16 protein-coding genes are annotated in these 26,813 nt (G+C 69.6%); 8 read left to right on the top strand and 8 right to left on the bottom strand.

Going from position 1 to position 26,813, the window contains the following annotated elements; all coding sequences use genetic code 11:
• Positions 1 to 10 precede the first annotated feature (10 nt).
• Positions 11 to 2,959: a fibronectin type III domain-containing protein gene (locus WJU27_RS15075; protein ID WP_341422590.1), complete on the top strand. Its 2,949-nt coding sequence runs from the start codon at positions 11 to 13 to the stop codon at positions 2,957 to 2,959.
• A gap of 58 nt (positions 2,960 to 3,017) precedes the next feature.
• Positions 3,018 to 3,569: a cohesin domain-containing protein gene (locus WJU27_RS15070; protein WP_341422589.1), complete on the top strand. Its 552-nt coding sequence runs from the start codon at positions 3,018 to 3,020 to the stop codon at positions 3,567 to 3,569.
• 69 nt (positions 3,570 to 3,638) lie between these two features.
• Here WJU27_RS15070 and WJU27_RS15065 read toward each other — a convergent pair whose 3' ends face one another.
• The 4 genes from WJU27_RS15065 to WJU27_RS15050 are packed head-to-tail and all read right to left on the bottom strand — an operon-like array spanning position 3,639 to position 16,728.
• A complete protein-coding gene (locus tag WJU27_RS15065) occupies positions 3,639 to 4,352 on the bottom strand; it encodes a 4'-phosphopantetheinyl transferase family protein (RefSeq protein WP_341422588.1) in 714 nt (237 codons plus the stop codon).
• Positions 4,336 to 13,185 carry a non-ribosomal peptide synthetase gene (locus tag WJU27_RS15060; RefSeq protein WP_341422587.1) on the bottom strand — a complete coding sequence of 2,950 codons (8,850 nt, stop codon included), beginning with the start codon at positions 13,183 to 13,185 and terminating at the stop codon, positions 4,336 to 4,338. Before WJU27_RS15060 ends, WJU27_RS15065 begins: the two co-directional genes overlap by 17 nt.
• A gap of 29 nt (positions 13,186 to 13,214) precedes the next feature.
• Complete coding sequence (locus WJU27_RS15055) at positions 13,215 to 14,867, bottom strand: thiamine pyrophosphate-binding protein (RefSeq protein WP_341422586.1); 1,653 nt, start codon at positions 14,865 to 14,867, stop codon at positions 13,215 to 13,217.
• Positions 14,868 to 14,889: 22 nt separating this feature from the next.
• On the bottom strand, positions 14,890 to 16,728 hold the full coding sequence (locus WJU27_RS15050) for a non-ribosomal peptide synthetase (protein ID WP_341422585.1): 1,839 nt from the start codon (positions 16,726 to 16,728) through the stop codon (positions 14,890 to 14,892).
• A 237-nt stretch (positions 16,729 to 16,965) separates the two neighbouring features.
• Here WJU27_RS15050 and WJU27_RS15045 point away from each other — a divergent pair, with 237 nt between their 5' ends.
• Positions 16,966 to 18,846 (top strand): B12-binding domain-containing radical SAM protein, encoded by a 1,881-nt coding sequence (locus WJU27_RS15045; protein WP_445928440.1) that lies wholly within the window; start codon positions 16,966 to 16,968, stop codon positions 18,844 to 18,846.
• A 7-nt stretch (positions 18,847 to 18,853) separates the two neighbouring features.
• Here the strand turns inward: WJU27_RS15045 and WJU27_RS15040 are convergent, their stop codons facing one another.
• A complete protein-coding gene (locus WJU27_RS15040) occupies positions 18,854 to 20,107 on the bottom strand; it encodes a TolC family protein (RefSeq protein ID WP_341422583.1) in 1,254 nt (417 codons plus the stop codon).
• A gap of 109 nt (positions 20,108 to 20,216) precedes the next feature.
• Here WJU27_RS15040 and WJU27_RS15035 point away from each other — a divergent pair, with 109 nt between their 5' ends.
• From WJU27_RS15035 to WJU27_RS15025, 3 genes are all read left to right on the top strand, one after another.
• Positions 20,217 to 20,888: a response regulator gene (locus WJU27_RS15035; protein WP_296808149.1), complete on the top strand. Its 672-nt coding sequence runs from the start codon at positions 20,217 to 20,219 to the stop codon at positions 20,886 to 20,888.
• The gene (locus WJU27_RS15030; protein WP_341422582.1) at positions 20,878 to 22,281 is read left to right on the top strand and encodes a sensor histidine kinase; all 1,404 of its coding nucleotides are present in this window, start codon (positions 20,878 to 20,880) and stop codon (positions 22,279 to 22,281) included. Before WJU27_RS15035 ends, WJU27_RS15030 begins: the two co-directional genes overlap by 11 nt.
• Positions 22,282 to 22,480: 199 nt before the next feature.
• The gene (locus WJU27_RS15025; protein WP_341422581.1) at positions 22,481 to 23,179 is read left to right on the top strand and encodes an AbiV family abortive infection protein; all 699 of its coding nucleotides are present in this window, start codon (positions 22,481 to 22,483) and stop codon (positions 23,177 to 23,179) included.
• A 9-nt stretch (positions 23,180 to 23,188) separates the two neighbouring features.
• Here WJU27_RS15025 and ruvB read toward each other — a convergent pair whose 3' ends face one another.
• Genes ruvB through WJU27_RS15010 form a run of 3 tightly spaced genes read right to left on the bottom strand, consistent with a single transcriptional unit; the run spans position 23,189 to position 25,593 of the window.
• A complete protein-coding gene (gene ruvB, locus WJU27_RS15020) occupies positions 23,189 to 24,256 on the bottom strand; it encodes a Holliday junction branch migration DNA helicase RuvB (protein ID WP_341422580.1) in 1,068 nt (355 codons plus the stop codon).
• Between the two features lie 4 nt (positions 24,257 to 24,260).
• Positions 24,261 to 24,950 carry a pseudouridine synthase gene (locus WJU27_RS15015; protein WP_341422579.1) on the bottom strand — a complete coding sequence of 230 codons (690 nt, stop codon included), beginning with the start codon at positions 24,948 to 24,950 and terminating at the stop codon, positions 24,261 to 24,263.
• A gap of 1 nt (position 24,951) precedes the next feature.
• The gene (locus WJU27_RS15010) at positions 24,952 to 25,593 is read right to left on the bottom strand and encodes an MBL fold metallo-hydrolase (protein ID WP_020163128.1); all 642 of its coding nucleotides are present in this window, start codon (positions 25,591 to 25,593) and stop codon (positions 24,952 to 24,954) included.
• A gap of 140 nt (positions 25,594 to 25,733) precedes the next feature.
• Between WJU27_RS15010 and WJU27_RS15005 the strand changes: the two genes are divergently transcribed.
• Entirely contained in the window at positions 25,734 to 26,438 is a 705-nt protein-coding gene (locus WJU27_RS15005) for a glutathione binding-like protein (RefSeq protein ID WP_020163129.1), read from the top strand.
• 61 nt (positions 26,439 to 26,499) lie between these two features.
• Positions 26,500 to 26,706 carry a hypothetical protein gene (locus WJU27_RS15000; protein WP_019915645.1) on the top strand — a complete coding sequence of 69 codons (207 nt, stop codon included), beginning with the start codon at positions 26,500 to 26,502 and terminating at the stop codon, positions 26,704 to 26,706.
• The last annotated feature ends 107 nt before the right edge of the window (positions 26,707 to 26,813 follow it).

Raw genomic sequence — 26,813 nt, 5'->3', positions numbered from 1 at the left:
TGTACCGACCATGAACTTCCATGCCGCATTCGTGCGACGGCTGCGCATCGCCGTCGCCGCGCTGGTGTGCGCCTGCGCGTCGCTGAGCGCAGCCGCAGCCGACATCGTTCCCTACCTGCAGACGCCGACCGCGAACTCGATCTGGGTGTCGTGGAAAACCGCCGAAGGCGACGAGTCCGTCGTCGAATACGGCGTGGATGGCGGACCGCTGAACCGCACCGCCTCCGGCTCGGCGCAGACGCTGGCCGCGAACTACCGCCTGCACGGCGTGCAACTCACCGGCCTGCAGCCGGAAACGCTGTACACCTACCGCGTGCGCACCGGCAGCCAGGTGTCGCCGGTGTTCCGCTTCCGCACCCAGCCCACGGCGGCGCGCAAGAGCGGTCACTTCCGCATCCTGCTCACCGGTGACCATCAGCTGCGCAACGACGATCGCCACACACCGCTGCTGCAGGCGGCCAAGGCCAAGATCCAGTCCCTGACCGGTCTGCCGCTGGAAGAGTCGGTGCAGCTCATGCTGAACAACGGCGACCAGGTCGACGTCGGCACGCTCGATCACTACGAGTTCGTGCACATGAAGCCGTCGGCCGTGGTGTCCGGCAATCTGGCCATCATGACCGCGCTGGGCAATCACGAAACCTACTACGACCCGGGTCTGGCCAACTGGCGCGCGCACAACTTCTACGACCAGATCAGCTACAAGGGCATCGCCGCCGCGGCCGACGAAAGCTATTACGCGCATCAGGTCGGTCGCGTGCTGCTGGTGTATCTGAACTCGGAATCGGGTTTTTCGGCACAGGCCGAATGGCTGCGCAAGGTGGTGACCGCGGCCGACGCCGATCCGGACGTCGACTGGGTGATCAGCGTCGTGCATCGCCCCTATCAGGCGGAACAGTACGTCGGCGACATTTCGCAGTGGTTCCGCGACACCGCGATGCCGATACTGGCCGGCACGCGCAAGCACGCGCTGAACATCGGCGCCCACCACCACCTGTACGCGCGTGGTCAGACCCGCGACTGGCCGATCTACCACATCATCAGCGGCGGTACCGCCTGGGACCAGTTCTGGGGCCAGTCGACCGAGCGCGACATGGATGACGTACAGAAGACCATCGCCAACTGGACCTGGCAGCTGATCGACTTCGATCTCGACGCGCGCTCGATGAAGGTGTCGACCTATGCCGAAGGACACCCGAAGCTGGGCTTCGCCTACAACAGCCGGCTGATCGACGAATTCGAACGTCACCTCGATGCGGCCGCACCGGAGAAGCCCGAACTGAACGGTGCGGCCAATGGCGAAACGGTCACGCTGCCGCAGTCGTTCAAGCTGTCGCCCTTCATGTCGATGTCGGGCATGGCGCTGAACAGCACGCAGTTCCAGATCGCCCGCGATGCCGCTTTCTCCAGCACCGTGGTCGACCTGATCCGCGACGTCGAGAACGTCTACGGCGACACCGGCGCACCGGATTACGAGCCGGTGGACATCCATGCCGGCGTCGATATCGAAACCTATACCGTGCAGCAGTACGGCCTGAACAACGGCAGTTACTACATCCGCGCCCGCCACCGCGACGCGAATGCCGAATGGTCGCCGTGGTCGGAGGCGCGTAGCTTCAAGGTCGAAGGCAGCGCCGAAGGCGACCCGGCTCTGCGTCTGGCGAAGAAGGTGTGGTCACCGGACGAGCCGGTCACCGTCGAGTACCTGAACGGTCGCGGCAAGGCCAAGGACTGGGTGGCCATCTATCGCAAGGGTCAGACGCCGGGTTCTGCCACGCCGTCGCTCAAGTGGGGCTATGTGTCGGGCGTGAACGGGCAGATGGCGTTCTCGGGACTGGCGGCAGGCGTCGAATACTTCGCCGCCTTCTTCACCGACGACAGCTATGTCGAAATCGCGCCGCGCATGGCCTTCTATGTCGGCAACATGCCGGAACTGACGATCAACAAGACCCAGTTCAACGTCGGCGAGCGGCCGGCCTTCAGCTGGAGCGGCGCACCGGCCGGCGCCAAGGACTGGATCGGCGTGTACCGCGTCGGCCAGACGCCGGGCGGCATCGGTTCCACCACCTGGGCCTATACGCCGACCGAATCCGGCAGCGTCACGCTGGGCGCGCTGAACAAGGGCTATTACTACGCCGCCTTCTTCATCAACGATGCCTACTTCGAAATTTCCGACCGCGTGCCGTTCGCCGTGGGCAGCGAGATCGCGAGCGTCAGTCTGGTCAAGACCGCACTGGCCAGCGGCGAGCGTCTGGACATCCGCTTCTCCGACGGTCCGGCCACGGCCAAGGACTATATCGGCGTGTTCCGCAAGGGCGCCGTGCCGGGCATCGACCTGCTGGTGAACTACTACTACGTCGATGGCCGCGCCAGCGGCAGCCTGTCGCCGCCGGAGCCGCTGCCGGATGGCGAGTACTTCCTCGCGCTGTACATCAACGACTCCTACACCGAAGTATCCAACCGCGTGGAATTTACCGTTGGTGAGGGCAGCGAGCCGGAACCGGATCCGCGCGTGCTCGGCGTTACCCGCAACCTCATCCGCACCGGCGACACGCTGGAGGTGAACTGGTCGGGCATGCCGGGCAATGCGAAGGACTGGATAGGCATCTACCGCTCGACCCAGACGCCGGGCAGCAGCAGCCCGTCGGTGCTGTGGCGCTATGCCGGCGGGGCCGCAGGTACGGCGTCGTTCAGCGGTCTGGCGGCCGGCGAGTACTACGCGGTCTTCCTGCTGAACGACGGCTACGAGGAAGCCGCCGCCCGCGTGCCCTTCGCGGTGCGCAAGCGTGGCGACATCAACGGTGACGGCGTCATCAACGTGGCCGACCGTGATGCCCAGCGCGCCGCGCTCGGAAGCTGCGACGGCGACGCGCGTTACCAGCCGCTGGCTGATTTCGACAGCGACCGCTGCATCACCCAGGCCGACTACAAGCTCTGGTACGCACTGTTCACCAAGCAGTGAGCGCTCAGTGACCACAGGCGGCGGCGCCTGACGGCGCCGCCCCGCAAGGAGAATCCACATGATGATCAAGACCCTCGTCGCCGCGCTGATCGCCGCCGGCACCCTGTCGGCCCAGGCCGCCACCGTCTCGCTGTCCGGCAACGCAAGCGCGGCGGTCGGCCAGACCTTCACGCTGGATGTGTCGCTGCTCCAGCCCTTCGACGGCGAACGCGCCGGCGACGAACTGCTGGCCTTCGGTCTGGCACTGTCCTTCGACAGCAGCCTGCTGAAGCTGCTGGGAGTGTCGCTTGCCGACGGCTGGAGCGACGATTCGGCCTTCACCGGCCTCGTGCTGTCCGGCTCCGCCTTCCCCGGTGTGGTCGACGCGGGTCAGACCTCGCTGGCGCTGGCGACCCTGTCGTTCGAGGTGCTGGGCAGTGGCAATACCTCGGTCGGCGTGATCAGCGATTCGGCGAGCGACTTCAATCAGGGCCTGCTCTACGCGATGGCGCCGACGCTGGACGTTCAGGCGTCGCACGCGCTGGCGCTCGCCGTGCCCGAGCCTGGCAGTTACGCGATGATGCTGGCAGGCCTCGGCCTGCTGTCGCTGGCAGTGCGTCGCCGCGGCTGAGCGGGGCAGGCTGCGCGCGATGCCTTCCTGCGGCGAGGATGCGCCCGGGTCGCCGAAGGCCCACGGCGCCTAAGCGTGCCAGCGCCTGCACACCGCCGTCGTCGGTCCTCCGCTGACGGCGATCGCCGCGACATGTCCCGGCGGCGCCGGCAGGTCGCGGCAGTGCAGTGGTGGTAAGGCACTGCCGGCCGGAGCGGCGACGTCGTCGTACGCGGCGGCGTGCACGCTGAACTGCTGCAGCGGGCCGTCGAGGCCGCAGCCCCAGGCTTTCAGGCAGGCTTCCTTGCGCGTCCACAGCGTGTAGAACAGATCGGTGCGCGCTGCTGCCGGGCAGAGGTCGAGCGCCGCTCTCTCGTCCGCCGAGTACACCTGTTCCGCCACCGCGCGCAGGTCGTCGTGCGCGATCACGGCTTCGATGTCTACGCCGAGTTCGCGGCCGCGGGCGATGCCTATCAGTACCGCCCGGCCGGCGTGCGCCAGGTTGAAGCAGAGATCGCTGGCGTGGACGGCGGCGAGACGGGGCTTGCCGTGCTCGTCGCAGTCGATCTGCACGCTGCGCGCGGCGATGCCAAGGCTGCGCGCCAGCACGTCGCGCAGCGACGCGTGTGCGAGTGCGAACAGTGCGCGGTCCTCTTCGCGCTGCAAGCGGGCAAGGCGGACGCGTTCGGCATCGTCGAGCCAGGTGGCGAGCGTGTCGGTCGGCGGCGCGTCGTCCACACGCGCCAGCCACAGATGGACCTCGTCGACCGCCAACGCGGGTGTACCGTCAGTCAGTGGCGGCATCGAGCTCATCCAGTCGCTGCCGCAGCATCTGCGCGATTTCGTGCACGCGCGGCGGCTTCACCATCAGACCGTGACTGCCTTCCACCGGGTGCTGTACCAGCGGCCCGGTGACCCGGCTCGACCAGCCGAGACAGGGCGCGCTCGCCTCCAGCCGTGACGCGTCGGCGACGTACAGGTCGACGCGGCCGGGATAGGTGGCCGGGCGGTAGCTCCAGTGCGCCCACCAGTGCGCCGACGCGGCGTCCGGGAAACGGCGCGGCGACAGACCGGTGAGCGAACAGACGAGGTGCTGCAGGCGTCGCCGGTCGGTGTAGGGGCGCAGCGGCGCGATGAGGCGATCGATCAGACTCCCGTCCGGTGCGCGCAGGTAGGTGCCCGGCGCCCAGGTGTCGAGCAGGCCGAGGAAATCGACCTGCTCGCCGGCTGCACGCAGTTGCTGCGCCATCTCGTAGGCGACGGTGCCGCCGCTGGAGAAGCCGAGCAGGCGGTAAGGCCCCGCCGGCTGCGCGCTGCGCATCGCACTGATGCAGTCGGCGGCGATGTCGGCGATGCGGCTGCGCGCCGGCTCGGCGCCGCCGACGCCGACCGCGTTCAGTCCCATGACCGGTTGTCCGTCCGGCAGCGCCTTCGCCAGTTCGTAGTAGTGGAACAGGTTGCCGCCTATCGTGTGCACGCAGAACAGCGGACGGCGCGTGCCGCCGGGCCGGATCGGCACCAGCACCGGCCAGCGCAGCGGTGCGCCGGCGCCGCGCAGCAGGCCGGCGATGTCGCGGATGGTGTTGCCGCGGAACCAGAAGGTGTCCAGCGGCAGGCGTACGCCAAAGGTGCGCTCGATCGCGTCGACCAGACGCACGGCGAGCAGCGAATGGCCGCCGATGGCGAAGAAGTCGTCGTCGGTGGACAGCCCGTCGCGCCCGAACAGCGACTCCCAGATCGCCAGCAGGTGGCGCTCGGCCGCATCGGTGGGCGCTCGCCTCGTGCGTGGCGCATTGAGCGCGTCGGGCGCCGGCAGTGCGGCGCGATCGAGCTTGCCGTTGGCGGTCACCGGCATGCGTTCGAGCGCGACCACGGCGGACGGCAGCATGAATTCCGGCAGCGTCTGCGCGAGCTGTACGCGCAGCGCTGCGCCGTCCAAGCGCTCTCCGCTTGCCCAGGCGAACAGGCGGCGCTCGCCGTCGGCTGCGGTGCGCAACATGACGACGGCCTGATTCACGCCGGGCAGCGCAGCCAGCGCGGCTTCGATCTCGCCCGGTTCGATGCGGAAGCCGCGCAGCTTGATCTGCTGGTCGTTGCGGCCGACGAAGGCGATGCTGCCATCGTGGCGCCAGCGCACGCGGTCGCCAGTGCGGTACAGGCGTGCGTCCGGGCAATCCTCGAAGGCGGGCGCGACGAAGCGCTCGGCGGTCAGCGTGGGCGCGCCGATGTAGCCGCGGGCGAGACCGGCGCCGCCGATGTACAGCTCACCTTCGACGCCGTCCGGTACCGGCTGGCCCCACGCGTCGAGGATGTAGACCGTGGTGTTGGCGATCGGCCGGCCGATCGGAATGGCGGCCCAGTCTTCTGGCAGCGGGTTCGGAATGCGCTGGCAGCAGGTGAAGGTGGTGCTTTCGGTCGGCCCGTAGCCGTTGATCAGCGCGACGCCCGGCAGGGCCGCCAGCGCGCGCTTCACGTGCGGCAGCGACAGCGCCTCGCCGCCGGTCAGCAGCTGGCGCAGTCCACGCAGCGCCGTCGGCCGTTCGTCGATCACCGCGTTGAACAGCGCCGCGGTGAGCCACAGCGTGCTGACGCCGTGCCGTTCGATCGTCGCTTCGAGACCGGCGGCCGTCGCCGCTGCCTCCGGGTGGATGACGCAGCGCGCGCCGTGCAGCAGCGCGCCCCACAGTTCGAAGGTCGATGCATCGAAGGCCATCGGTGCCAGCAGCAGGAAGGTTTCGTCCGGGCCGAAGTGCGCGTAGTCGCAACCGAACACGAGCCGCGCGACGCTGCGCTGTTCGACCATGACGCCTTTGGGCTGGCCGGTCGAACCGGAGGTGTAGATGACGTAGGCCAGGCTGCGACTGTTGCCCAGCGGCGGCGGATCGGAGGCCGGTTCGGCCTGCAATGTCGCGTCGTCGGCGTGCAGCACCTGCACCGCGAGGCCATCGAGGGGCGTGTCGGCCTCGCGCCCGGCGACCACCCAGGCGGACCGTGTGTCGCCCAGCAGTCGGGCGATGCGCGCCGCCGGCCAGGCCGGGTCCATCGGTACGTAGGCGCCGCCCGCCTTGACGATGGCCAGCGCGCCGATCACCAGCTCGACGCTGCGCGCCATGCACAGACCGACGCAGCGATCGGGACCTACGCCGAGCGCGCGCAGCCGGTGGGCGAGCCGGTTGGCGCGCGCGTTCAGTTCGCCGTAGCTCAGCACCTGTTCGCCACTGATCAGCGCCGGGGCGTCCGGCGCCTGCCTGACTCGGGCTTCGAACAGCGACGCCAGCGTGGCCTCCGCCGGGTAGTCGGAGGCGGTGTCGTTACGGTCGATCAGCACGCTCTGGCGTTCGGCCGGCGTCAGCAGCGGCAGGCGGCCGACGGCGCTGCCTTCGTCGGCCACCATGGCGGCAAGCAGCTGGCGGTAATGACCGGCCATGCGCTCCAGCGTGCCGCGATCGAACAGTGCGGTGGCATAGGCGAACTGCGCGGCGAGACCGTCAGCGGTTTCGGTCAGGTCCAGTGTCAGGTCGAACTTCGCCACCGGCCGTGCCGCCGGCAGCGCATGGGTCGAGGCGCCGGCCAGCGTCAGCGTTTCGGCCGGCGCGTTCTGCAGCACGAACATGACCTGGAACAGTGGATTGCGGCCGCCTTCGCGCTGCGGCCGCAGCGCCTCGACCAGACGGTCGAAGGGCAGTTCGGCGTGCTCGAAGGCGCCGAGCGAGGTCGCTCTGACCTGCTCCAGCAGTGCGCGCACGTCAGCGTCGAGATCGATGCGGGTACGCAGCACCAGGGTGTCGGTGAAGAAGCCGATCAGGTGGTCGAGTTCGGGCTGGGCGCGGCCGGCCACCGGTGTGCCGACGGCGATGTCGTCCTGTCCGCTCCAGCGTGCGAGCAGCAGCTGGAAGGCGGCCAGCAGCACCATGTAGAGCGTGCAGCCGGTGCGACGCGCGAGCGCGCGCAGGGCGGCAGTGAGTGACGCGTCGAGCACGAAGTCGACGCTGCCGCCGCGGTAATCCGCGTGCTTCGGCCGCGGCCGGTCGGTCGGCAGTTCGAGCGCGCCCAGGCCGTCCAGCTGCCGGCGCCAGTAGCCGAGCAGGCGCTCGCCGGCCGGGCCGTCCAGCAGCGCGCGTTGCCAGCGTGCGTAGTCGGCGTACTGCAGCGGCAGCGCAGGCAGCGTGGCGTGGCCACCGCGGCGCGCTGCGGCGTACAGCGCACCCAGTTCGCGGTTCAGCACCGCCTGCGACCAGCCGTCGGAAATGATGTGATGGATGACCGTCTGCAGCACCTCGGCACCTTCGTCGTCGCGCCACAGCGCCACGCGCAGCAGCGGCGGCTGCGCCAGGTCGAAGGGGCGCTCGGCGTGCGCGTCGGCGTCCGCCGCGGCGATCTGCTCGACGACGCAGCGCGCGTCGGCGTCGATGCGCAGATGCGGTCGTCCCTCGCGTTCGTCGAATCCGGTGCGCAGCGCCGATTGCCGGGCGAGCAGCGCGTCGAGCGCACACTGCAGCGCATCGACGTCGAGTTCGCCGGCGATGCGCCAGCGGTTGACGATGTGGTAGAGCCCGCCGCGGGTGCCCATCCGCTCGATGAACCACAGGCCCGCCTGCGCATGTGCGCAGGCTGTTTCGAGCCCGCCGGTCGACGGCTGCGCGATCAGGTGTGCGGGCGAAGCGTCGTCACGCAGCGCTTCGAGACGGGCGGCCATCGCCGCCACGGTGGGTGCTTCGAACAGCGCGCGCAGCGGCAGCGGCTGGTCGAGCAGCGTGCGCAGCCGGCTGACCAGACGCGCCGCCAGCAGCGAGTGGCCACCGAGCGCGAAGAAGTCGTCGTCGATACCCACGCTGCGCCGGTCAAGCACCTCCGCCCACAGCTCGACCAGCGTCTGCTGCAGCGGCGTGCGTGCGACGGCGTGAGTGCCCGCTGTGGCGTGGTCGTCGGGTGGCGGCAGCGCATCACGATCGATCTTGCCGTTGGCGGTCAGCGGCAGCTGTTCGAGTACGACGATGGCGCTCGGCAGCATGCTGGTGGGCAGCATGCGCGCGAGTGCGGCGCGCAGTGCGGCGGCATCCAGATCGCGGCCGCCGGCCCAGGCGACCAGACGCTGACCATCGGCCTGTGCCATGACCGCGGCCTGACGCACGCCGGGCAGGGCCGTCAGGGCGGCCTCGATCTCGCCTGGTTCGATGCGCACGCCATTCAGCTTGATCTGGTGATCGGCACGCCCGGCGAACATCAGCGCGCCGTCGGCGCGCCGGCGCACGCGGTCGCCGGTGCGGTAGAGGCGGGCGCCGGGCGCTGGATCGAAGGGGTCGGGCACGAAGCGTTCGGCCGTCAGTTCGGGTCGTCCGACATAGCCGCGGGCGAGGCCGGCGCCGCCGATGTAGAGCTCGCCTTCGACACCGACCGGCAGCGGCTGCATGCGCTCGTCGAGCACGCAGGCGCTCGCGTTGGCGATCGGGTGGCCGATCGGCGGTGATCCGTCGCCGTCGCTGTCGGTGCAGGTCCAGAAGGTGGCGTCGATGGCGGCTTCGGTCGGGCCGTACATATTGTGGAGCGCGGCGCCGCAGCGGGCGCGGAAGGTGCGCGCCAGCGCGGCGTCCATCGCTTCGCCGCCGCAGAACACGTGGCGCAGCGCGCGGCATTCCGGCAGCGGCGGTTCGTCGAGCAGCAGGCGCAGCAGCGCCGGCGTGAAATCCCACAGCGTCACGCGCTCACGCCGGCTCAGTTCGATCAGTGCGGCGGCATCGCTGCGCAGCGCGTCGCCGGCCAGCACGCAGCGGCCGCCGGCGATCAGGCAGGCGAACAGCTGGCCGACCGACACGTCGAAGCCGATCGAGGCATGCGCCAGCATGGCGTCGCCAGCGCCGATGCCGAACTGCCCGACCAGCCAGCGCATGCGGTTGCCGATCGCCGCGTGACCGACCATGACGCCCTTGGGCGTGCCGGTCGAGCCGGAGGTGTAAAGCACATAGGCCAGGGTGTCGGCCGTGCCGTCGTGCTCAGGGTTGTGCTCAGGGTCGTGCTCAGGGTCGTGCACTGGCTCGTCACGCAGCCAGTCTTCGTCGTCGAGGTGGAGCGCAGTGACGCCCGGGGCCTCCGACAATGCCGTGGTGCGCGTGGTGAGCAGCAGCGTCGCCCCGGCGTCGGCCAGCATCCACAGCGTGCGTGCCGGCGGATTGCGCGTATCCAGCGGCAGGTAGGCGCCGCCGGATTTCAGTACGCCGAGCACCGCGGCCACCAGGTCGCACGACAGTTCGAGCTGCACGCCGACCGGCGTGTCGGCGCCGACACCGCGCCGGCGCAAGGCGTGCGCGATGCGGTTGGCGCGCGCATTCAGCTCGCCGTAACTCAGCGTGCGTCCGGCGTGCACCAGCGCCACCGCGTCCGGCGTGCGCGCCGCCTGTGCTTCGAACAGTGCGTGCAGTGTCGCCGTGTCGTTCGCGGTCACCGCGGTCCGGCCGTCCAGCCAGCGCGCCATCGCCTGCACGCTCGGTGCGTCGAGCAAGGCGCCGAGCGGCACGTCGATGCCGAAGCGGGCGCGCAGCCTCGCCGCCAGTCGCGCGGCGAGCAGTGAGTGGCCGCCCAGGTCGAAGAAGCTGTCGCGCGTGCCGACTGCCGGAAGGCCCAGTACCTCGGCCCACAGCGCCGCCAGTTCGCATTCGAGCGGCGTGCGCGGCGCGTCGTCACCGGCTGCGGCGGAGTCGGGCTGAGGCAACGCGTTACGGTCGAGCTTGCCGTGCGAAGTCAGCGGCAGCGCGTCGAGCAAGACGATGGCGGCTGGCACCAGATGCGCCGGCAAACTGTCTTGCAGTCGGCGGCGCAGCGCGGCGGCGTCCGGCCGGTGCCCGGCGCCGGTCACGTAGGCGACCAGACGCTCTTCGCGTGCGACGACGACCGCCTGCTCGACGGTCGCGTCGGCGCACAGCGCGGCCTCGATCTCGCCCGGCTCGATGCGGAAGCCGCGCAGCTTGATCTGGTGATCGACGCGGCCGACGAATACCAGTGCGCCGTCGGCGCGCCGGATGACGCTGTCGCCGGTGCGGTAGAGGCGTGCACCGCCGCGCGGGTCGAAGGGATCGGTGACGAAGCGTTCGGCGGTCAGCGCCGGCTTGCCCAGGTAGGCGCGCGCGAGACCGATGCCGCCCAGATACAGTTCGCCGGCGACGCCGGCCGGCACGGGCTGCATCGCTTCGTCCAGTACGTAAGCCTGCATGTTGCTGATCGGCCGGCCGATCGGTACCTGCGCGCCGGGCGCGCCATCACAGGTCCACCAGGTGGCGTCGATGGCCGCCTCTGTCGGGCCGTACAGGTTGTGCAGACGCGCCGTGCTGCGCGCGAAGAAGGCGGTAACCACCGGCGCTTCCAGCGCTTCGCCGCCGCAGAACATCTGCCGCAGCGCCGCGCAGGCGGCGAAGCCTGGCTCGGCCAGCAGTGCGCGCAGCAGCGACGGCACCACCTGCATGACGGTGATGCGCTGTGCCTGCATCTGTCGCACCAGCGACGACGGATCGCGCTGGCTGCCGGGCTCGGCCAGCACCATGCAGGCGCCACAGAACAGCGGCGCGAGCAGCTCCCACACCGAGGCGTCGGCCGAGATGCCGGTCTTCTGCAGCACGCGGTCGGATGCGTCGAAGCCGAAGGTGGCGAGCATCCAGTGCATGTGATTGCAGATGGCGGCGTGCTCGATCATCACGCCCTTGGGCTGGCCGGTCGAACCCGAGGTGTAGATGACATAGGCGAGGTCGCGCGGCCCGGCCGACGGCGCCGGGTCGTGCGCCGGCATGTCGGCGCAGTCGTCGTCGTCGAGGCAGATCACCGTCGCAGCGCGCGCGGCGAAGCGTGCGCCCAGCGCACGCTCGGTCAGCAGCACCGGCGCGGCGGCGTCGTCCAGCATGTAGTCGATGCGCGCGTCCGGATAGTCCGGGTCGATCGGCACGTAGGCGCCGCCTGCCTTCTGGATGGCGATGAGCGCGATCACCAGTTCGAAGCTGCGCCCCATGCAGACCGCGACGCAGCGATCCGGCCCGACGCCGAGTGCGCGCAGCCGGTGGGCGACGCGGTTGGCGCGTGCATTCAGCTCGGCGTAGCCGAGCACCCGGTCGCCGCAGGCCAGCGCGGCGGCGTCTGGCGACCGTGCGACCTGCTGCGCGAACATCGATGCCAGCGTGGCGTCCGCCGGGTAATCGACGGCGGTGTCCTTGCCGTCGCGCGCCGCATCGCTGGCGTACATCGGCAGCCGGCCGACCGGCAGACCGTCGTCGGCCACCATGCCTTCGAGCAGGCTGCGGTAGTGGTCCGCCATGCGCGCCGCGGTCGCGGCGTCGAACAGTGCGCGGGCGTATTCGATCTGCGCATTGATGCCGTCGTCGTGTTCGCTCAGCTCCAGCGTCAGATCGAACTTGGCAATGTCGCTGCGCAGCGCCTGCGGCTGCGCAGCGATGCCGGGCAGCTGCAGATCGGCCCGCGGCGCGTTGCGCAGCGCGAACATGACCTGGAACAGCGGGTTGCGCCCCGGGTCGCGCGGCGGCTTCAGTTCCTCGACCAGCTTCTCGAACGGCATCGCCGCGTGGTCGAAGGCACCGAGCGCGGTCGCGCGAACGCGGTCGAGCAGATCGGCGACGCCGGCCTGCAGGTCGAGCCGGGTGCGCAGCACCAGCGTATTGGCGAAGAAGCCGATCAGGTGGTCGAGTTCGGGCTGGCCGCGACCGGCCACCGGCGTGCCGACGACGACGTCATTCTGTCCGCTCCAGCGCGCCAGCAGCAGTTTGAAGGCGGCCAGCAGCGCCATGTAGAGCGAGCAGCCGTGGCGGCGGGCGAGCGCGCGCACCTTGCCGGTGAGTGCGGCGTCGAGACGGAAATCCACCGTGGCGCCACGGTAGTCCGGCTGCGCCGGGCGGGGCCGGTCGGTCGGCAGCGCCTGCAGCGGCAGTCCGCTCAGCGTGTCGCGCCAGTAGCCGAGCAGTGCGCCGTAAGCGCTGCCGTGCAGGCGTTCGCGCTGCCAGCGCGCGAAATCGGCGTACTGCAGCGGCAGCGGCGGCAGTGCGGCATCGTCGCCGCGCCGCGCGGCCGCGTACAGCGCACCCAGTTCGCGCTGCAGCACGCCCTGCGACCAGCCGTCGGACACGATGTGATGGGTCACCAGCTGCAGCCTCTGCGCGCCGTCGTCGGCGTGCCACAGCGCTGCGCGCAGCAGCGGCGGCTGTTCGAGATCGAAGGGGCGCTGCGCGTGCGCGTCGGCGTCGGCCGCGGCGATGCGCTCGAGTGGACAGTGCGCGTGCGTGGCGATGCGCTGCACCGGTTCGCCGTCGACGGCCGGGAAGCCGGTGCGCAGCGATTCGTGCCGCGCCACCAGCGCGTCGAGCGCCTGCTGCAGCGCTGCTTCGTCGAGCGTCCCGTCGAGTCGCCAGCGGCTCACCACGTGGTAGAGCGCGCTCGATCCTTCCCACTGTTCGAGGAACCAGGCGCGCGCCTGTTCGCAGGAACAGGGTTCGCCATCGGCCGCGCGCGGATGCGCGCGCAACTGCGACGGCGTCGCCGACGCCGCCTGCATGCGCGCACGCAAGGCATCGAAGCGCGCGCTGTCCAGCCGCCCGGCCCGTGCGACCGGTCCGCCGGTCAGGGCATCCTGTCTGCCGATATCACCCACGACGCATCCTCATGCGCTCCCCCTCGCGATCAGCTTGCCAGCGGATCGATCTGTAGTTGTATCAACGCCGGCCCGTCACCGCCCAGTGCCCGCGCGAGTGCTGCCGGCAGCGTCGCCGGACCGTCTGCCTGTTCGATGCGCACGCCGAGCTGCTGCGCCATCAGGTCGTAGCGCAGGCCCCTGCGGTAGGCCAGCAGCCGCTCGCCGTGACCGGCCGGAAAGGCCTTGTGCTGACGACGTTCGCCGGACGGACCGTCGTTGTTCAGCAGTATGACGACGAGCTTGATTCCGTGCCGCACCGCCGTTTCGAGCTCGAAGAAATTGAGACCCAGTGCCATGTCGCCGGTGACCAGCACGACTGGCCGGCCGCGGCCGGCGCGCGCGGCCGCGATGGCGAATGGCAGGCCGCTGCCCATGCAGCCGCTGGTGCCCGGCGTCAGTCGCGACAGCGGTTGGCGGACGACGATGTGTTTCTGTGCCGCCAGCAGCGTCACGTTGCCGTCGAGCACGGTGATCGCGTCCGCGGGCAGTGTGGCGGCCAGTGCCGCCGCGACCTCGTCCGGCGTCGGCCGGTCGGCGGCTGCGGCCGGCGGCGCTGCGATGACGCCGCCCGTGCTGTCTGGCACCTGCGCTGGAAGGAGCCGGTGCTGCCGGATCCGCTCGAGCAGGGCCGGCAGCAACGTGCCGGCGCGACCGGCCAGCGTCAGCGCGCGCGGCGGGCCCTCGGCGAGGGCGGCGTCGCAGCAGTCGATCTGCACGATGGGCGTGCCGGGGCGGATTTCTGCGCCGTAGCGGAAGGTCCAGTTCAGCCGGGCGCCGACCAGCAGCACGCAGTCGGCGGCGGCCAGCGCGCGGCCCTGATCGGCGGTGCGCGACAGCGGGTGATCGTCCGGCAGCAGGCCGCGGCCCATCGGCGAGGCGACGAAGGGCAGTTGCAGATGATCGACCAGCGCGCGCAGCGGACGGTAGGCGTCGTCCCAGCGCACGCCCTTGCCGAACACCAGCAGCGGCGCGCGTGCGCCGAGCAACAGGTCGGCGGTGCGATCGAGGGCAGTGGTGTCCGGCGGCGTGTCGGCGGGTGGTGCGCCGATGTCCACAGGTGCAGCGACGGCGAAGCCGCTGAGGCTGTCTTCCGGCAGGTCGACATGGACGGCGCCCGGGCGTCCGTCGCAGGCGATGCGGGCGGCGGCGGCCAATGTGCGGCCGATGTCGGCGGTGCTGCCGGCGCACAGACAGTCCTTGGCCAGCGGGCGCATTGCGCGCATGCCGTCCAATTCGGTGAAGGCACCCATGCCGGCGGCGGCCTGCTCGACCGCACCGGCAAGCAGCAGCACCGGCCAGCCATTGTCCTGCGCGACCTGCACGCCGGTCATCGCATTGGTCACCGCGACGCCGCTGGACACCATGGCCACCGCGGCGAGGCGGCCGGCGATGTAGTTGTGGGCGGCGGCCATCATCACCGTCGCCTGCTGGTGACGGGCGCCGGTGACGATCAGGCCGGCCCGTGCGCAGGCGCCGATCGTCTCGTCGATCGGCAGGCCGGGCATTGCGTACAGATGGGTGATGCCGAGTGCGGCCAGCGCCTGCGCGACCGCGTCGTGACCGCGCACGCGGCGCGCTTGTAACGCGTCGCGCAGGGCATCGCGATGCGCCGGCGCGAGCGCGGCCAAGCGGTCGAGCACCGCATCGGTCCGGCGCTTCCGATCAGACGGGGCGCGCATCCTGTTCGTCGCCGGCTGCGGGCAGCGGCGCCAGTTCGTCGAGGATGCACTCGATCTCGGCGATCACCGACGGATCCAGTGTCTGCCGCACCGCGTCGGCGAGGGCGGCGACCGTCGGATGGCGGAACAGCAGCGCGGTCGGCAGTTCGACCGGCAGCACCGACACGATGCGGGCAACCACGCGGGTGGCCTTCAGCGAGTCGCCGCCGAGCGCGAAGAAGTTGTCGTGCACGCCGATGTCGCCGCCCAGCACCTCCCGCCAGCACTGGACGAGGATGTCCTCGACCACGTCGCGCGGCGCGACGAAGTCCGGCGTGCGCAGCGCCTGCAGCCTGTCCGCCAGACCGATGCGCTGCACCTTGCCGGTCGGCCCCTTCGGAATCTCGGCCAGCAGCAGCACCTCGCTCGGCACCTTGAAGTCGGCGAGCCGGCCGAACAGGAATTCGCGCAGCGCTTCCGGACCGATGGTGCTGCCCGGCCGCGGCACGACGGCGGCGGCGACGTCCTCGCCCAGCGTCGGGTGCGGCACCGCGAAGGCGACCGCCTGGGCGACGTCGGGATGAGCGAGCAGCGCTTCGTCGATTTCGCGCGGCGTGATCTTCTCGCCGCCGCGGTTGATCATTTCCTTCAGCCGTCCGGTGATGTGCAGATAGCCGTCGGCGTCGACATAGCCCTCGTCGCCGGTGCGGAACCAACCAGCGGTGAAGGCGCTGCGGTTGGCCTCCGGGTGGGCGTGGTAGGCGCGCATCACGTTGGTGCCGCGGATGGCGATCTCGCCGCGCGTACCGGTGGCCAGCGGCGCACCGGCGGCGTCGATGACGGCGATTTCCGGGCCGGCTGGCAGGCCGACCGAGCCGGGCTTGCGCACGGCCGGTGGCAGCGGGTTGCTGGCCATCTGGTGCGCCGCCTCGGTCATGCCGTAGGCCTCGATCACCGGACAGCCGAAGTGCGCTTCGAGTGCGGCCAGCGTGGCTGGCGCCAGCGCGGCCGACGACGAGCGCACGAAGCGCAGCGGGCGTCGTGGCCGGCGACCGTCGGCGGCAGCGAGCACGGCCTGATGCATGGTCGGTACCGCCGAATACCAGGTGGCGCCGCAGGCATCGAGCCAGTCGAAGAAGTCGGGCAGGCGCAGTGCCGGTGCGCACATGGTGCGGCCGCCGGCGGCCAGCGGCGCCAGCAGGCCGGCGACCAGACCGTGGATGTGGAACAGCGGCATCGCGTTCAGTGCGCAGTCGTCAGCGACGAGTTGCAGCGCGGCGACGATGTGGGCCATCGACGCGGCGAGGTTGGCGTGGCTCAGCGGCACCTGCTTCGGACGCGAGGTGGTGCCCGAGGTGTGCAGCACCAGCGCGATGTCGTCGGACGCCGGTGTCGGCGGCAGCGGCGCGTCGCCGGTCGCCCACAGTGCTTCGCCCGCCTCGATCACCGGCAGACCGCGCTGCGCCGCGATTTCGCGCGCCAGCGCCGGGCTGTCGCCGGTGACGACCAGCGCACGTGCGGCCAGGTCGTCGAGGTAGAAGGCCAGTTCGGCCGGCCCGTACTGCGGATTGAGTGGCGCGCAGGCGGCGACGCGCATCGTGCCCAGCACGGCCAGCGCCATGTCGATGCCATTGGGCGCGAGCACCGCCACCCGGTCGGTCGGCGCGATGGCGAGCGCGTTGAGCCGCTGCGCCAGCAGGCGGGTGCGTCTGGCAAGCTCGGCGCGCGACAGGCTGCTGCCGTCGCTGCGCATCAGCGCCGTGCGGTCACCGGCATCGGCCGCCAGTGCCTCGATCAGCACTGCGACGGACGGCGGTCCGGCTTGGGTAGGTGATTCGGGCATCGTGGCCTCTCTCCTCGGTACGGCGTCGACGGACCTTCGCGCTCGTATCGCCGTGATGGTAGGGGCGTGCAGCGAATTGCCGAGTAAATATTTGGGAACCAGGCGTGGTCACCGATGCCGCGAGCGGTCAGTCGTGAGGTATTGCGCGGATCGGCGCGCCTTCGGGTACGCTGCGCGGCTTGTCGCACCGCCGTATCCACCATGAGCGCGCCCGCCTCCTCGACCCCGTCGCCCCGTGTGCTGTCCGTCATTCCGCCGATGACGCAGCTGAACACGCCCTATCCGTCCACCGCCTACCTGACCGGTTTCCTGCGCTCGCGCGGCGTCGATGCGGTGCAGGAGGATCTGGCGCTGGCGCTGGTGCTGGACCTGCTGTCGCGCGACGGTCTGGTGGCGCTGCGCGAGGCCTGCGAGGCGCTGCCGCAGAAGAAGCGCCCGCGCGCCGCTGCCAGTTTCGCGGCGCAGCATGCGCGCTACACCGCGACCATGGCGCCGGTGCTCGCCTTCCTGCAGGGACGCGATCCGACGCTGGCGCACCGCATCGTGTCGCGCGGCTTTCTGCCGGAAGGGCCGCGCTTCGAGTCGCTGGAGGCCTACATCGACCCGGACGGCGGTGATCCGCTGGCCTGGGCCTTCGGCGCGCTGGGCGTGCAGGACCGCGCGCGCCATTTCGCGACGCTCTACCTGAACGACGTCGCCGATGCGATACGCGAAGCCGTCGACCCGCGCTTCGAATTCGTCCGCTACGCCGAATCGCTGGCGCAGAGCCAGCCCAGCTTCGATCCGCTGGCGCAGGCGCTGGCCGCCACGCCCACTTTGGTCGACGGCGCGCTCGACCGGCTGACGCGTGAAGCGCTGGCGCGCCACGCGCCGCGGGTGGTGCTGCTGTCGGTGCCCTTTCCCGGCGCGGTGTACGCGGCCTTCCGCATCGCGCAGACGATACGGGCGGTCGATCCGTCCATCGTCACCGTGCTCGGCGGCGGCTTCGTCAACACCGAGCTGCGCGAACTGAGCGAGCCGCGCGTATTCGACTTCTTCGATTACGTGACGCTGGACGCCGGCGAGCGGCCGCTGCTGGCGCTGCTCGAGCACCTCGCCGGTGGGCGCTCCCGACAGCGACTGGTGCGCACCTTCCTGCGCGAACCGGATGGCGCGGTGAAGTACGTGAACTTCGTCGAGCCGGACATTCCGTTCGATGAGGTCGGCACGCCGACCTGGGCCGGTCTGCCGCTGGACCGCTACCTGTCGCTGCTCGACATGCTCAATCCGATGCACCGGCTGTGGTCGGACGGGCGCTGGAACAAGCTCACGGTGGCGCACGGCTGCTACTGGAAGAAGTGCAGCTTCTGCGACGTGAGCCTCGACTACATTTCGCGCTACGACGCGGCCAGTGCAAGCACGCTGGTCGATCGCGTCGAAGCCATCATCGCCGAGACCGGGCAGACCGGTTTCCACCTGGTCGACGAGGCGGCGCCGCCGAAGTCGCTGCGCGCCTTCGCGGCTGAACTGAAGCGGCGCGACGTGAGCATTTCATGGTGGGGCAATATCCGCTTTGAGAAGTCGTTCACGCCGGAGCTGTGCCTCGAACTGGCCGACAGCGGCTGCATCGCCATTTCCGGCGGACTGGAAGTGGCGAGCGACCGGCTGCTGCAGCTGATGAAGAAGGGCGTGTCGGTCGAGCAGGTCGCGCGCGTCACGCGCGGCTTCGCCGACGCCGGCATTCTGGTGCACGCCTATCTGATGTACGGCTTCCCGACGCAGACGGTGCAGGACACGGTCGATGCGCTGGAGTATGTGCGCCAGCTGTTCGAGCACGGCTGCATCCAGAGCGGCTTCTTCCACCGCTTCGCCTGTACCGTGCATTCGCCGGTCGGCATGCACCCGGAGGACTACGGCGTACAGCTGCTGCCGCTGCCGCCGGTCACCTTTGCGAAGAACGACGTTGGCTTCATCGACCCGGTCGGCACCGACCACGACGCGATGGGCGCCGCGCTGAACAAGGCGCTGTACAACTACATGCACGGCATCGGTCTGGACGAGGACGTGCGCACCTGGTTCGGCGGCCGCGTGCCGAAGACCCGCGTGCCGCGCCATTTCATCGAGCGCGCGCTGGGCTGAGGGCGGATCAGTCGAGCAGGCTCGGCAGTTCGCTGCGTGCCAGCAACAGCCGTATCTGGGCGCGCAGCAATCCTTCCTCGAGCTCGATCCGGCGCAGGGTTGCGCGTTGCTGCGCGCGCAGGGCGTCTATCAGGTCGGCCGGCCCGGCACTGTCGTTCCGGTAGGCGTCGCCAGCCAGCCGCAGCAGCGCCTGCAGGCGCGGTCCGACCTCGGCATCGAAGGCGGCCAGCGCGTCACTGCGCATCGCCACCTCGATCTGGTTGCGGCGGGCATCGAGGTCGATTTCGGCTTCCAGCAGCTGGCGCTGCAGCCGCGCGCCGGCAGCCAGTGCGTCGGCGCGATCCACGGCGCCGTCGCGGCGGTCGAACAGTGGCAGTTCGACCGACACGCTGACCCCGTCGGCGATACCGTAGGGCTCGCTGGTCCAGCTGCGGATGAGGCCGAGCGAAACCTGCGGGAAGCGTTCGGCGCGCGCCGCGCGCCCTGCCGCCTCGGCGGCGGTCTCCTCCAGCCGCGCGGCATGCAGCGCCAGATGGTCGCTGCGTTCGCCGCTGCGTTCGCCGTTCGCAGCGACCAGGTCGAGCGGGTTCAGCGGGACGACCACCAGGGTGCGCCAGTCCGTGATGTCGAGCATGTCGGCCAGACGCTGCCTGGCGGCGGCCAGTTCGGCGTCGGCGGCGGACAGGGCGGCGCGCCAGTCGGCGCGTTCGAAGGCCAGCCGCTGTTCGGCGTACGGGTGCGCGGCGGGGTTCATGCTCGCACTGGCGACGATGTCCTCCAGCCGGTTCAGCCCGACGGTCGCGGCGGCCTGCCGTGACTGGGCCGCCTGCAGCGACACGAAGGCGAGTGCGGCGTCGGCGGCGCGCGTCATCCGTGACACCGCCACGCGAGCGCGCGCCGCATCGACCGCGCGCTCGGCCGCTTCCATGCGCGCACGTCGCTGTCCGCCCAGCAGCAGCGGTTGCTCGATCGCCACGTCCTGCTGACGGGAGCCGTCGAACATGGTGCTCGCGCGGCCGGGTCGCAGCCGGCCATAGCTGATGACCGGATTGGGGTGGGCGCTGGCGCTGCGCCGGTCCGCTTCGACGGCCGCGAGCGATGCCGCGTCGAGCGCGCTCTGCAACTCGGCGTCGCGCGCAAGGCGCAGCGCGGTGCGCAGATCGAGCGCACTGTCCGCGGTGCAGACGGTCGGCGCCAGTGCGAGCAGCAACAGGACGCCCCGGCGGGCGGCCCCTGCAACGATTTCGTGAAAGCGGGTCAAAGCGGCTGCGGCTGAACGTGAAGAAAGCGCGGCAGGCTAGCTGCCGGGGCCTTACAAAGTTCTTTCATGCAGTGCCGCGCCCTGCCGCTTCTGATACACGGATTCAACGATGCGATTACTTCTGGTCGAGGACGACGACGCGCTGCGCAAGACACTTACGCACGCATTGCGAGGAGCTGGCTATGGCGTCGATGCGGTCGGGGACGGACGGAGCGCCGACGGCGCCCTGCTGTGCGGCCACTATGCCATGGTGGTGCTCGATCTCGGTCTGCCCGATACCGACGGCATGCAGCTGCTGCAGCAACTGAGGCAGCGCGGCGACCGCACGCCGGTTCTGGTGCTGACCGCGCGCGACAGCCTCGACCAGCGCGTGCTTGGCTTGCGCCAGGGCGCCGACGACTATCTGACCAAGCCGTTCGCGCTGCCCGAACTGGAGGCGCGCGTAGCCGCTCTGATCCGGCGAGCGGGCGTGGGGCCGGCGCGTCTGTCGCACGGCCCGCTCGAATTCGATCCTCTCACCCGGCAGGCGCATATCGGCGGTCGTGCGCTGGAACTGTCGGCACGCGAAGCCTCGCTGCTCGACGCGCTGATGCAGCGACCGGGCGAGGCGGTGATCAAGTCCCGACTGGCCCACACGCTGGGCGATTGGGGCAGCGAACTGGGCCATAACGCGATCGAGGTGTACGTCCATCGACTGCGTCGAAAGCTGGAGCCCTTCGGCATCCGCATCCGCACATTGCACGGTCTCGGCTACCTGCTGGAGAAACCCGATGCGCACTGAGCGTGCCACGCTCAGACGAGGCCTGCTGCGCTGGCTGCTGCCGCCGATACTGGCGCTCACCGTGCTGTGGGTGTGGGCGACACACGGCGTGGTGCTCCACTTTGCCAATCTGGCGCACGACCGCGCGCTGGAGGATTCGGCCAGGACGCTCGCCGGTCAGGTGGTCCCGGACGGTGCAGGCCTTGCCGTCGATCTGCCGCCCGCAGCGCGTCGGATGCTGGAGTTCGACGAGATCGATACGGTCTATTTCAGCGTCACTGACCGCAGCGGCCGCGTCTGGGCCGGCAATCGTGCGCTGCCGGCAGCGGACATCGAAGTCGATGGCGATGCGCACCTCTACGACGGCACAGTCGATGGCCGGCGCGTGCGGCTGGCCGAGTTCGTCACCCGTGGCGAAGTGCGGGACCACGACCTGCTGGTGCGTGTGGCCGAGACGCTGAACAAGCGCGAACTGATGGCGCAGGAGGTAATGACCTACATGCTGGCGCCGCAGGCTGTTTTCGTGACCGGACTTGCGCTCTTTCTCTGGTACGGGGTCGGGCGCGGTATCGCGCCACTGCAGCGGGTCAGTGCAGCGATCGCCCGTCGCAACCATGCAGACATGGGCCCGATCGACGAGCAGGGGCTGCCAGCCGAGGTGTTCGAGCAGGTGCATGTGATCAATCAGCTGATGGAGCGGCTTGGGCATACGCTGGATGCGCAGAAGCGCTTCATGGCCGATGCGACCCACCAGCTGCGCACGCCGATCACGGTGTTGCGCACCCAGGTCGAGCTCGTACTGCGTACCGCCGAGGGGCCGGAGCGCGAACGCCTGCTGCGTGACATGGATGCCGCCTGCGCACGGCTTGCGCGGCTGACCAACCAGTTGCTCAGCCTGAGCAGGGCGGAGGCCGGCGCGTCGCTGGCCCGCGCGCCGGTCGTCGTGAGCACGATGGTCGAGGACGTGGTGGCCGCGCTGATTCCGGCGGCGCTGGCGCGGGGCATCGAAGTGAGCGTCGACATCGAACCCGGACTGCCTGCGCTGCAGGGCGATGGCGTGCTGCTGCCTGAAATGCTCGCCAACATCGTGGACAACGCGATCCGCTACACGCGATCGCCGGGCGAAGTCGTCATCCACGCACAGGCGCATGACGACCATCTCCTGCTCAGCGTCAGCGACAGCGGTGCGGGCATCGCCGATGCCGAGCGGGCGCAGGTGTTCGAGCGCTTCCGCCGCGGCACCGCCGCCCGTGCCGAGGGCAGCGGCCTCGGCCTTGCGATCGCGCGCGAGATTGTTCAGGCGCACGGCGGTCGCATCGATCTGGCAAGTGGCGCCGACAATAGCGGCCTGCAGGTGACGCTGACGATACCGCTGTCTCCCCAGCTGCCGGATCCATCCGCGACGGGGTCATAGCCGCCAACCGAGATTCCTGTCTGGCTGATCACCGCGCCGTCGGGCGGGTACGCTGCGCTCGCATCCGCATCCGCATCCCGGTGACACGTTGCGCACGCGCGACTTCTGCCCGCTGGACGTGCCGTGCTGCGCTGCGTATGCTTTTTCCAGGGGGTGGTGTGTCGCGCCCCTGCCCGTTCCGCGTAACCGGAGTCCTGCCGTGTCGTCCGCATCCTTCTCCAGCGTTCCCCTCAGTTCGCGTCTGCTGCGCACCATCCGCGACGTGGCCAACGACAACGCACGCCAGCTGTTGCACGAAGCGCCGCTGCTGTTGCGTCACCATCACCACGCGCGCGCCGCGTTGCTGGCCCGGGTGGCCATCGAGGAGGTGGGGCGTGCGGTCCAGGCGTTCGATGCGCTCGGTCGCAACGTGACGGACGAGGCGGTGGCGATGCGGGTGAAGCTGAATTTCGAGGACTACTCGAAACGCCTCAACGCCGCGGTGTTCCCGCTGTTGCTCGAAGAGCCGCAACGGCGCGACGAGGTGATGGCGCAGATCGACGATCTGATCGAAGCCGGCCAGAATCCGCGCGATCCGGCGCTCTACACCGGCGTCGATTCATTGACCGGCCGTGTCACCACGCCCAATGGCTCTATCGGGCCGGCCGCCGCGTCGCGCCGCGTTGCGCTGGCGAAGGACATTTTTGCGCGCGGAGAGATGCTGGTGCTGTTCACGCCGCCCAAGCTGCGCACCCGTGCCGAGGACCGCGCGTTCGCGCTGCGGCCGGGCGAGCTGATCGCCGCCCGCCAGGGCGTCGAGGCGTGGGAGGTCTATATCGAGAACATCCGCGCCGGCGACGCGCGCTTCGATTCCGCACTAGACGAAATGCGCCGCCGCACGACCGACGGCGAGCGCTGATCGCGCACGTCAGCCTTCCGGTTTTTCGTCCCAAAGCGAGGCGATGGCCGGGCCGGGCGCATTGAAACCGAAGTGCCGATAGATGGCGGCGGTAGCGATGCGGCCGCGCGGCGTGCGCTGCAGATAGCCCTGCTGGATCAGGTAGGGCTCCAGCACGTCCTCGATGGTGTCGCGCGATTCGCCGATGGCGGCGGCGAGGTTGTCCACGCCGACCGGGCCGCCGTCGAACTTGTCGATCACCGCTTCGAGCAGCTTGCGGTCCATCAGGTCGAGGCCGACGCTGTCCACGTCCAGCATCAGCAGTGCGGCGTCGGCCACTTCGCGCGTGATGGTGCCGTCGGCTTTCACCTGTGCGTAGTCGCGACAGCGGCGCAGCAGGCGGTTGGCGATGCGCGGCGTGCCGCGCGAGCGGCGCGCGATTTCCAGACTGCCGGCGTCGTCGATCACGCAGTCGAGCAGGCGCGCCGAGCGGCGCACGATGAGAGCCAGCTCGTCGGCCGAATAGAATTCCAGCCGGGCGACGATGCCGAAACGGTCGCGCAGCGGATTGGTGAGCATGCCTGCGCGCGTCGTGGCGCCGACCAGTGTGAACGGCGGCAGGTCGAGCTTGATCGAGCGCGCGGCCGGGCCTTCGCCGATCATGATGTCGATCTGGAAATCCTCCAGCGCCGGGTAGAGGATTTCCTCCACCACCGGGCTCAGGCGGTGGATCTCGTCGATGAACAGCACGTCGTTCGGTTCGAGGTTGCTCAGTATCGCCGCCAGGTCGCCGGCGCGCTCCAGCACCGGGCCCGAGGTCTGGCGCAGATTGACGCCCATTTCCGCGGCAACGATGTGGGCCAGCGTGGTCTTGCCGAGGCCCGGCGGGCCGAACAGCAGCACGTGGTCCAGCGGCTCGCTGCGACCGCGGGCGGCGGCGACGAAAATGTCGAGCTGGTCGCGGATCTTCTGCTGGCCGATGTATTCGTCGAGTCGCTTCGGCCGCAGCGCGCGCTCCAGTGCGTCTTCCTGCGGGCTGGCGGGTGCTGCCGACACGATGCGCGGGCCGCTGGGCAGGGAATCGGTCTGGATGGCCATGCGCTTACACCTCCGACGGATCGATCCAGCGCCACTCGCCCGGCGCCAGATCGGCCGGCAGTTCGAGCTTGCCGACCGCGACCCGGTGCAGCGCCTCGCAGCGGTTGCCGGCGGCGGCCACCATGCGCTTGACCTGGTGGTACTTGCCTTCGCCTATCGTGATCGACAGCTGGTTCGCAGCGATCTGTTCGACCGCGTGCGCGGCCACCGATACGCCGGGCGCGTCGTTCAGTTCGACGCCACCGCGCAGTGCGGCGAGCTGGGCGTCGTCGACCGGGTGCTTGGTGGTGGCGACATAGCGCTTCAGCACGCCGTGCTTGGGCGAGGTGAGCTTGTGAATGAACTGGCCGTCGTCGGTCAGCAGCAAGAGGCCGGTGGTGTCCTCGTCGAGCCGGCCGACGCACTGCACTGCGCGCATCACCAGTGGCGACGGCAGCAGCGTGAACACCGCCGGGTGGTGCTTGGGCTTCTGCGAGCATTCGTAGCCGGCCGGCTTGTGCAGCATCACGTAGGCCTTTTCGTGATAGCGCCAGGGCTGGCCGTTCACGGTGAATTCCATGCCCTCTGGATCGAGTTCGACGAAGGGGTCGTCGATCATTTCACCACCGACGGTGACGCGTTCGAGGCGCACCAGCGCGCGGCATTCGCGACGGGTGCCGAAGCCCTGGCTCTGCAGGATGCGTTCGAGTTGCATATCAGTGGTTTCCGCCCACGTAGGGGTTGTATTTGCGTTCCTCGCCGAAGGTGGACATCGGGCCGTGGCCGGGGATGAAGCGGATGTCGTCACCGAGCGGGAACAGTTTTTCGCGGATGGAACGGATCAGGTCGCCGTGGTTGCCGCGCGGAAAATCGGTGCGGCCGATCGAGCCAGCGAACAGCACGTCGCCGACCTGGGCCAGACGGCCGGCGCGGTCGACGAACACCACGTGGCCCGGCGTGTGGCCGGGGCAGTGCACCACGTCCAGCGTCACCTTGCCCACGGTCACGGTGTCGCCGTCGGCCAGCCAGCGGGTCGGCACGAAGGGGCGACAGGGCGGAAAGCCGAACATCTGCGCCTGCACCGGGAAGCCGTCTATCCAGAACTTGTCGTCCGGATGCGGGCCTTCGATCGGCAGCCCGAACTGTTCCGCCAGGTCCTGCGTCGCGCCGGCGTGGTCGAGGTGGCCGTGGGTGACCAGAATCTTTTCCAGCGTGATGCCGTGGCGCTGCACCTCGGCCAGCACGCGGTCGAGATCGCCGCCCGGGTCGACGACGGCGCCCTTCATCGTTTCGTCGCACCACAGCAGGGTGCAGTTCTGGGCGAACGGGGTGACCGGGATGATGGCGTGCTGGAGCATGGGCGAGGCAGTTGCGAGAAAGCGACATTGTACGTGGCGGCGGTGCGCCATCCGACACGGCGGCTTACAGCTCGGGCAGACAGAAACCGCGGCGGCGGGTTAGGCTGGAAGCGACGGCATTCATTCCGAGGCAGCGCATCGTGATCGATCTTCATTTCTGGCCGACCCCGAACGGTTACAAGGTATTGATGTTCCTCGAAGAAGCGAACGTCGAGCACCGCATCGTGCCGGTCAATATCGGCGCCGGCGAGCAGTTCCGCCCCGAATTCCTGGCCATCTCGCCGAACAACCGCATGCCTGCCATCGTCGATCACGCACCGGCCGACGGCGGGGCGCCGCTGTCGGTGTTCGAGTCGGGCGCCATCCTGCTGTATCTCGCGGAAAAGACGGGCAAGTTCCTGCCGGCCGATCTGCGTGCCCGCGTGCAGGCGCTCGAATGGCTGTTCTGGCAGGTCGGCGGCCTCGGGCCGATGGCCGGGCAGAATCACCATTTTGTCCAGTACGCGCCGGAGGCGATCGCCTACGCGATCAAGCGCTATGTCGATGAAACAGGCCGCCTGTACGGCGTGCTGAACAAGCATCTGGCGGACCGCGCCTTCATCGCCGGCGACGACTACACGATCGCCGATATGGCGAGTTACCCGTGGGTGGTGCCGCACAAGCGCCAGCAGATGGATCTGGACGATTTTCCGCACCTGAAGCGCTGGTTCGAATCGATACGCGCCCGCACTGCCACCGTGCGCGCCTACGAACGTGGCGCCCAGGTCAGCGACAAGCCGGTCGTGGACGAGCAGTCGCGCAAGCTGCTGTTCGGCCAGAATGCCGATACGGTGGCGAAGCAATGAGCCTGTGCTAGGCTGCAAAAGCCGTTCTCACCCTCGTCAGTGTTCCTTCGGGAGAAAGACAATGAGCACCGAAAAGCTGATCCACGACGCCGCCGACCAGTGCGACTGGGACCCCGACATGGTGGTCAGCGTACTCGCCGATTTCATCGACGAGTTCTGTGACCCGGACGATTTCAAGGCCTTCCTCGAAGCCCGCGTCGCCGAAGAGGCGGACGACGAGTACGAGGAAGATGAAGAGGACGAGGTCGCGAACGACGACGATTACTGAGCCGTTTCGGGCGGTCTTCTGCTCAGTGAGCCCTGTAGATACTGTTATCCGAGTCAAACCCCGTGAGCGGTTGGGTCGAAAGGTTTGCCGGATCGGAGAACGCCAAA

It is taken from the genome of Methyloversatilis sp. NSM2 (assembly GCF_038066675.1).
In the GTDB taxonomy this organism is placed as follows: Bacteria; Pseudomonadota; Gammaproteobacteria; order Burkholderiales; family Rhodocyclaceae; genus Methyloversatilis; species Methyloversatilis discipulorum_A.
Note: the sequence above shows the minus strand (reverse complement) of the source record. Positions and strands in the feature narration are given on the sequence as shown.

Coding starts and splice junctions, on each gene's coding strand:
- WJU27_RS15075 (WP_341422590.1), top strand. CDS start 11: ATGAACTTCCATGCCGCATTCGTGCGACGGCTGCGCATCGCCGTCGCC.
- WJU27_RS15070 (WP_341422589.1), top strand. CDS start 3,018: ATGATGATCAAGACCCTCGTCGCCGCGCTGATCGCCGCCGGCACCCTG.
- WJU27_RS15065 (WP_341422588.1), bottom strand. CDS start 4,352: ATGCCGCCACTGACTGACGGTACACCCGCGTTGGCGGTCGACGAGGTC.
- WJU27_RS15050 (WP_341422585.1), bottom strand. CDS start 16,728: ATGCCCGAATCACCTACCCAAGCCGGACCGCCGTCCGTCGCAGTGCTG.
- WJU27_RS15035 (WP_296808149.1), top strand. CDS start 20,217: ATGCGATTACTTCTGGTCGAGGACGACGACGCGCTGCGCAAGACACTT.
- WJU27_RS15030 (WP_341422582.1), top strand. CDS start 20,878: ATGCGCACTGAGCGTGCCACGCTCAGACGAGGCCTGCTGCGCTGGCTG.
- ruvB (WP_341422580.1), bottom strand. CDS start 24,256: ATGGCCATCCAGACCGATTCCCTGCCCAGCGGCCCGCGCATCGTGTCG.
- WJU27_RS15015 (WP_341422579.1), bottom strand. CDS start 24,950: ATGCAACTCGAACGCATCCTGCAGAGCCAGGGCTTCGGCACCCGTCGC.
- WJU27_RS15010 (WP_020163128.1), bottom strand. CDS start 25,593: ATGCTCCAGCACGCCATCATCCCGGTCACCCCGTTCGCCCAGAACTGC.
- WJU27_RS15000 (WP_019915645.1), top strand. CDS start 26,500: ATGAGCACCGAAAAGCTGATCCACGACGCCGCCGACCAGTGCGACTGG.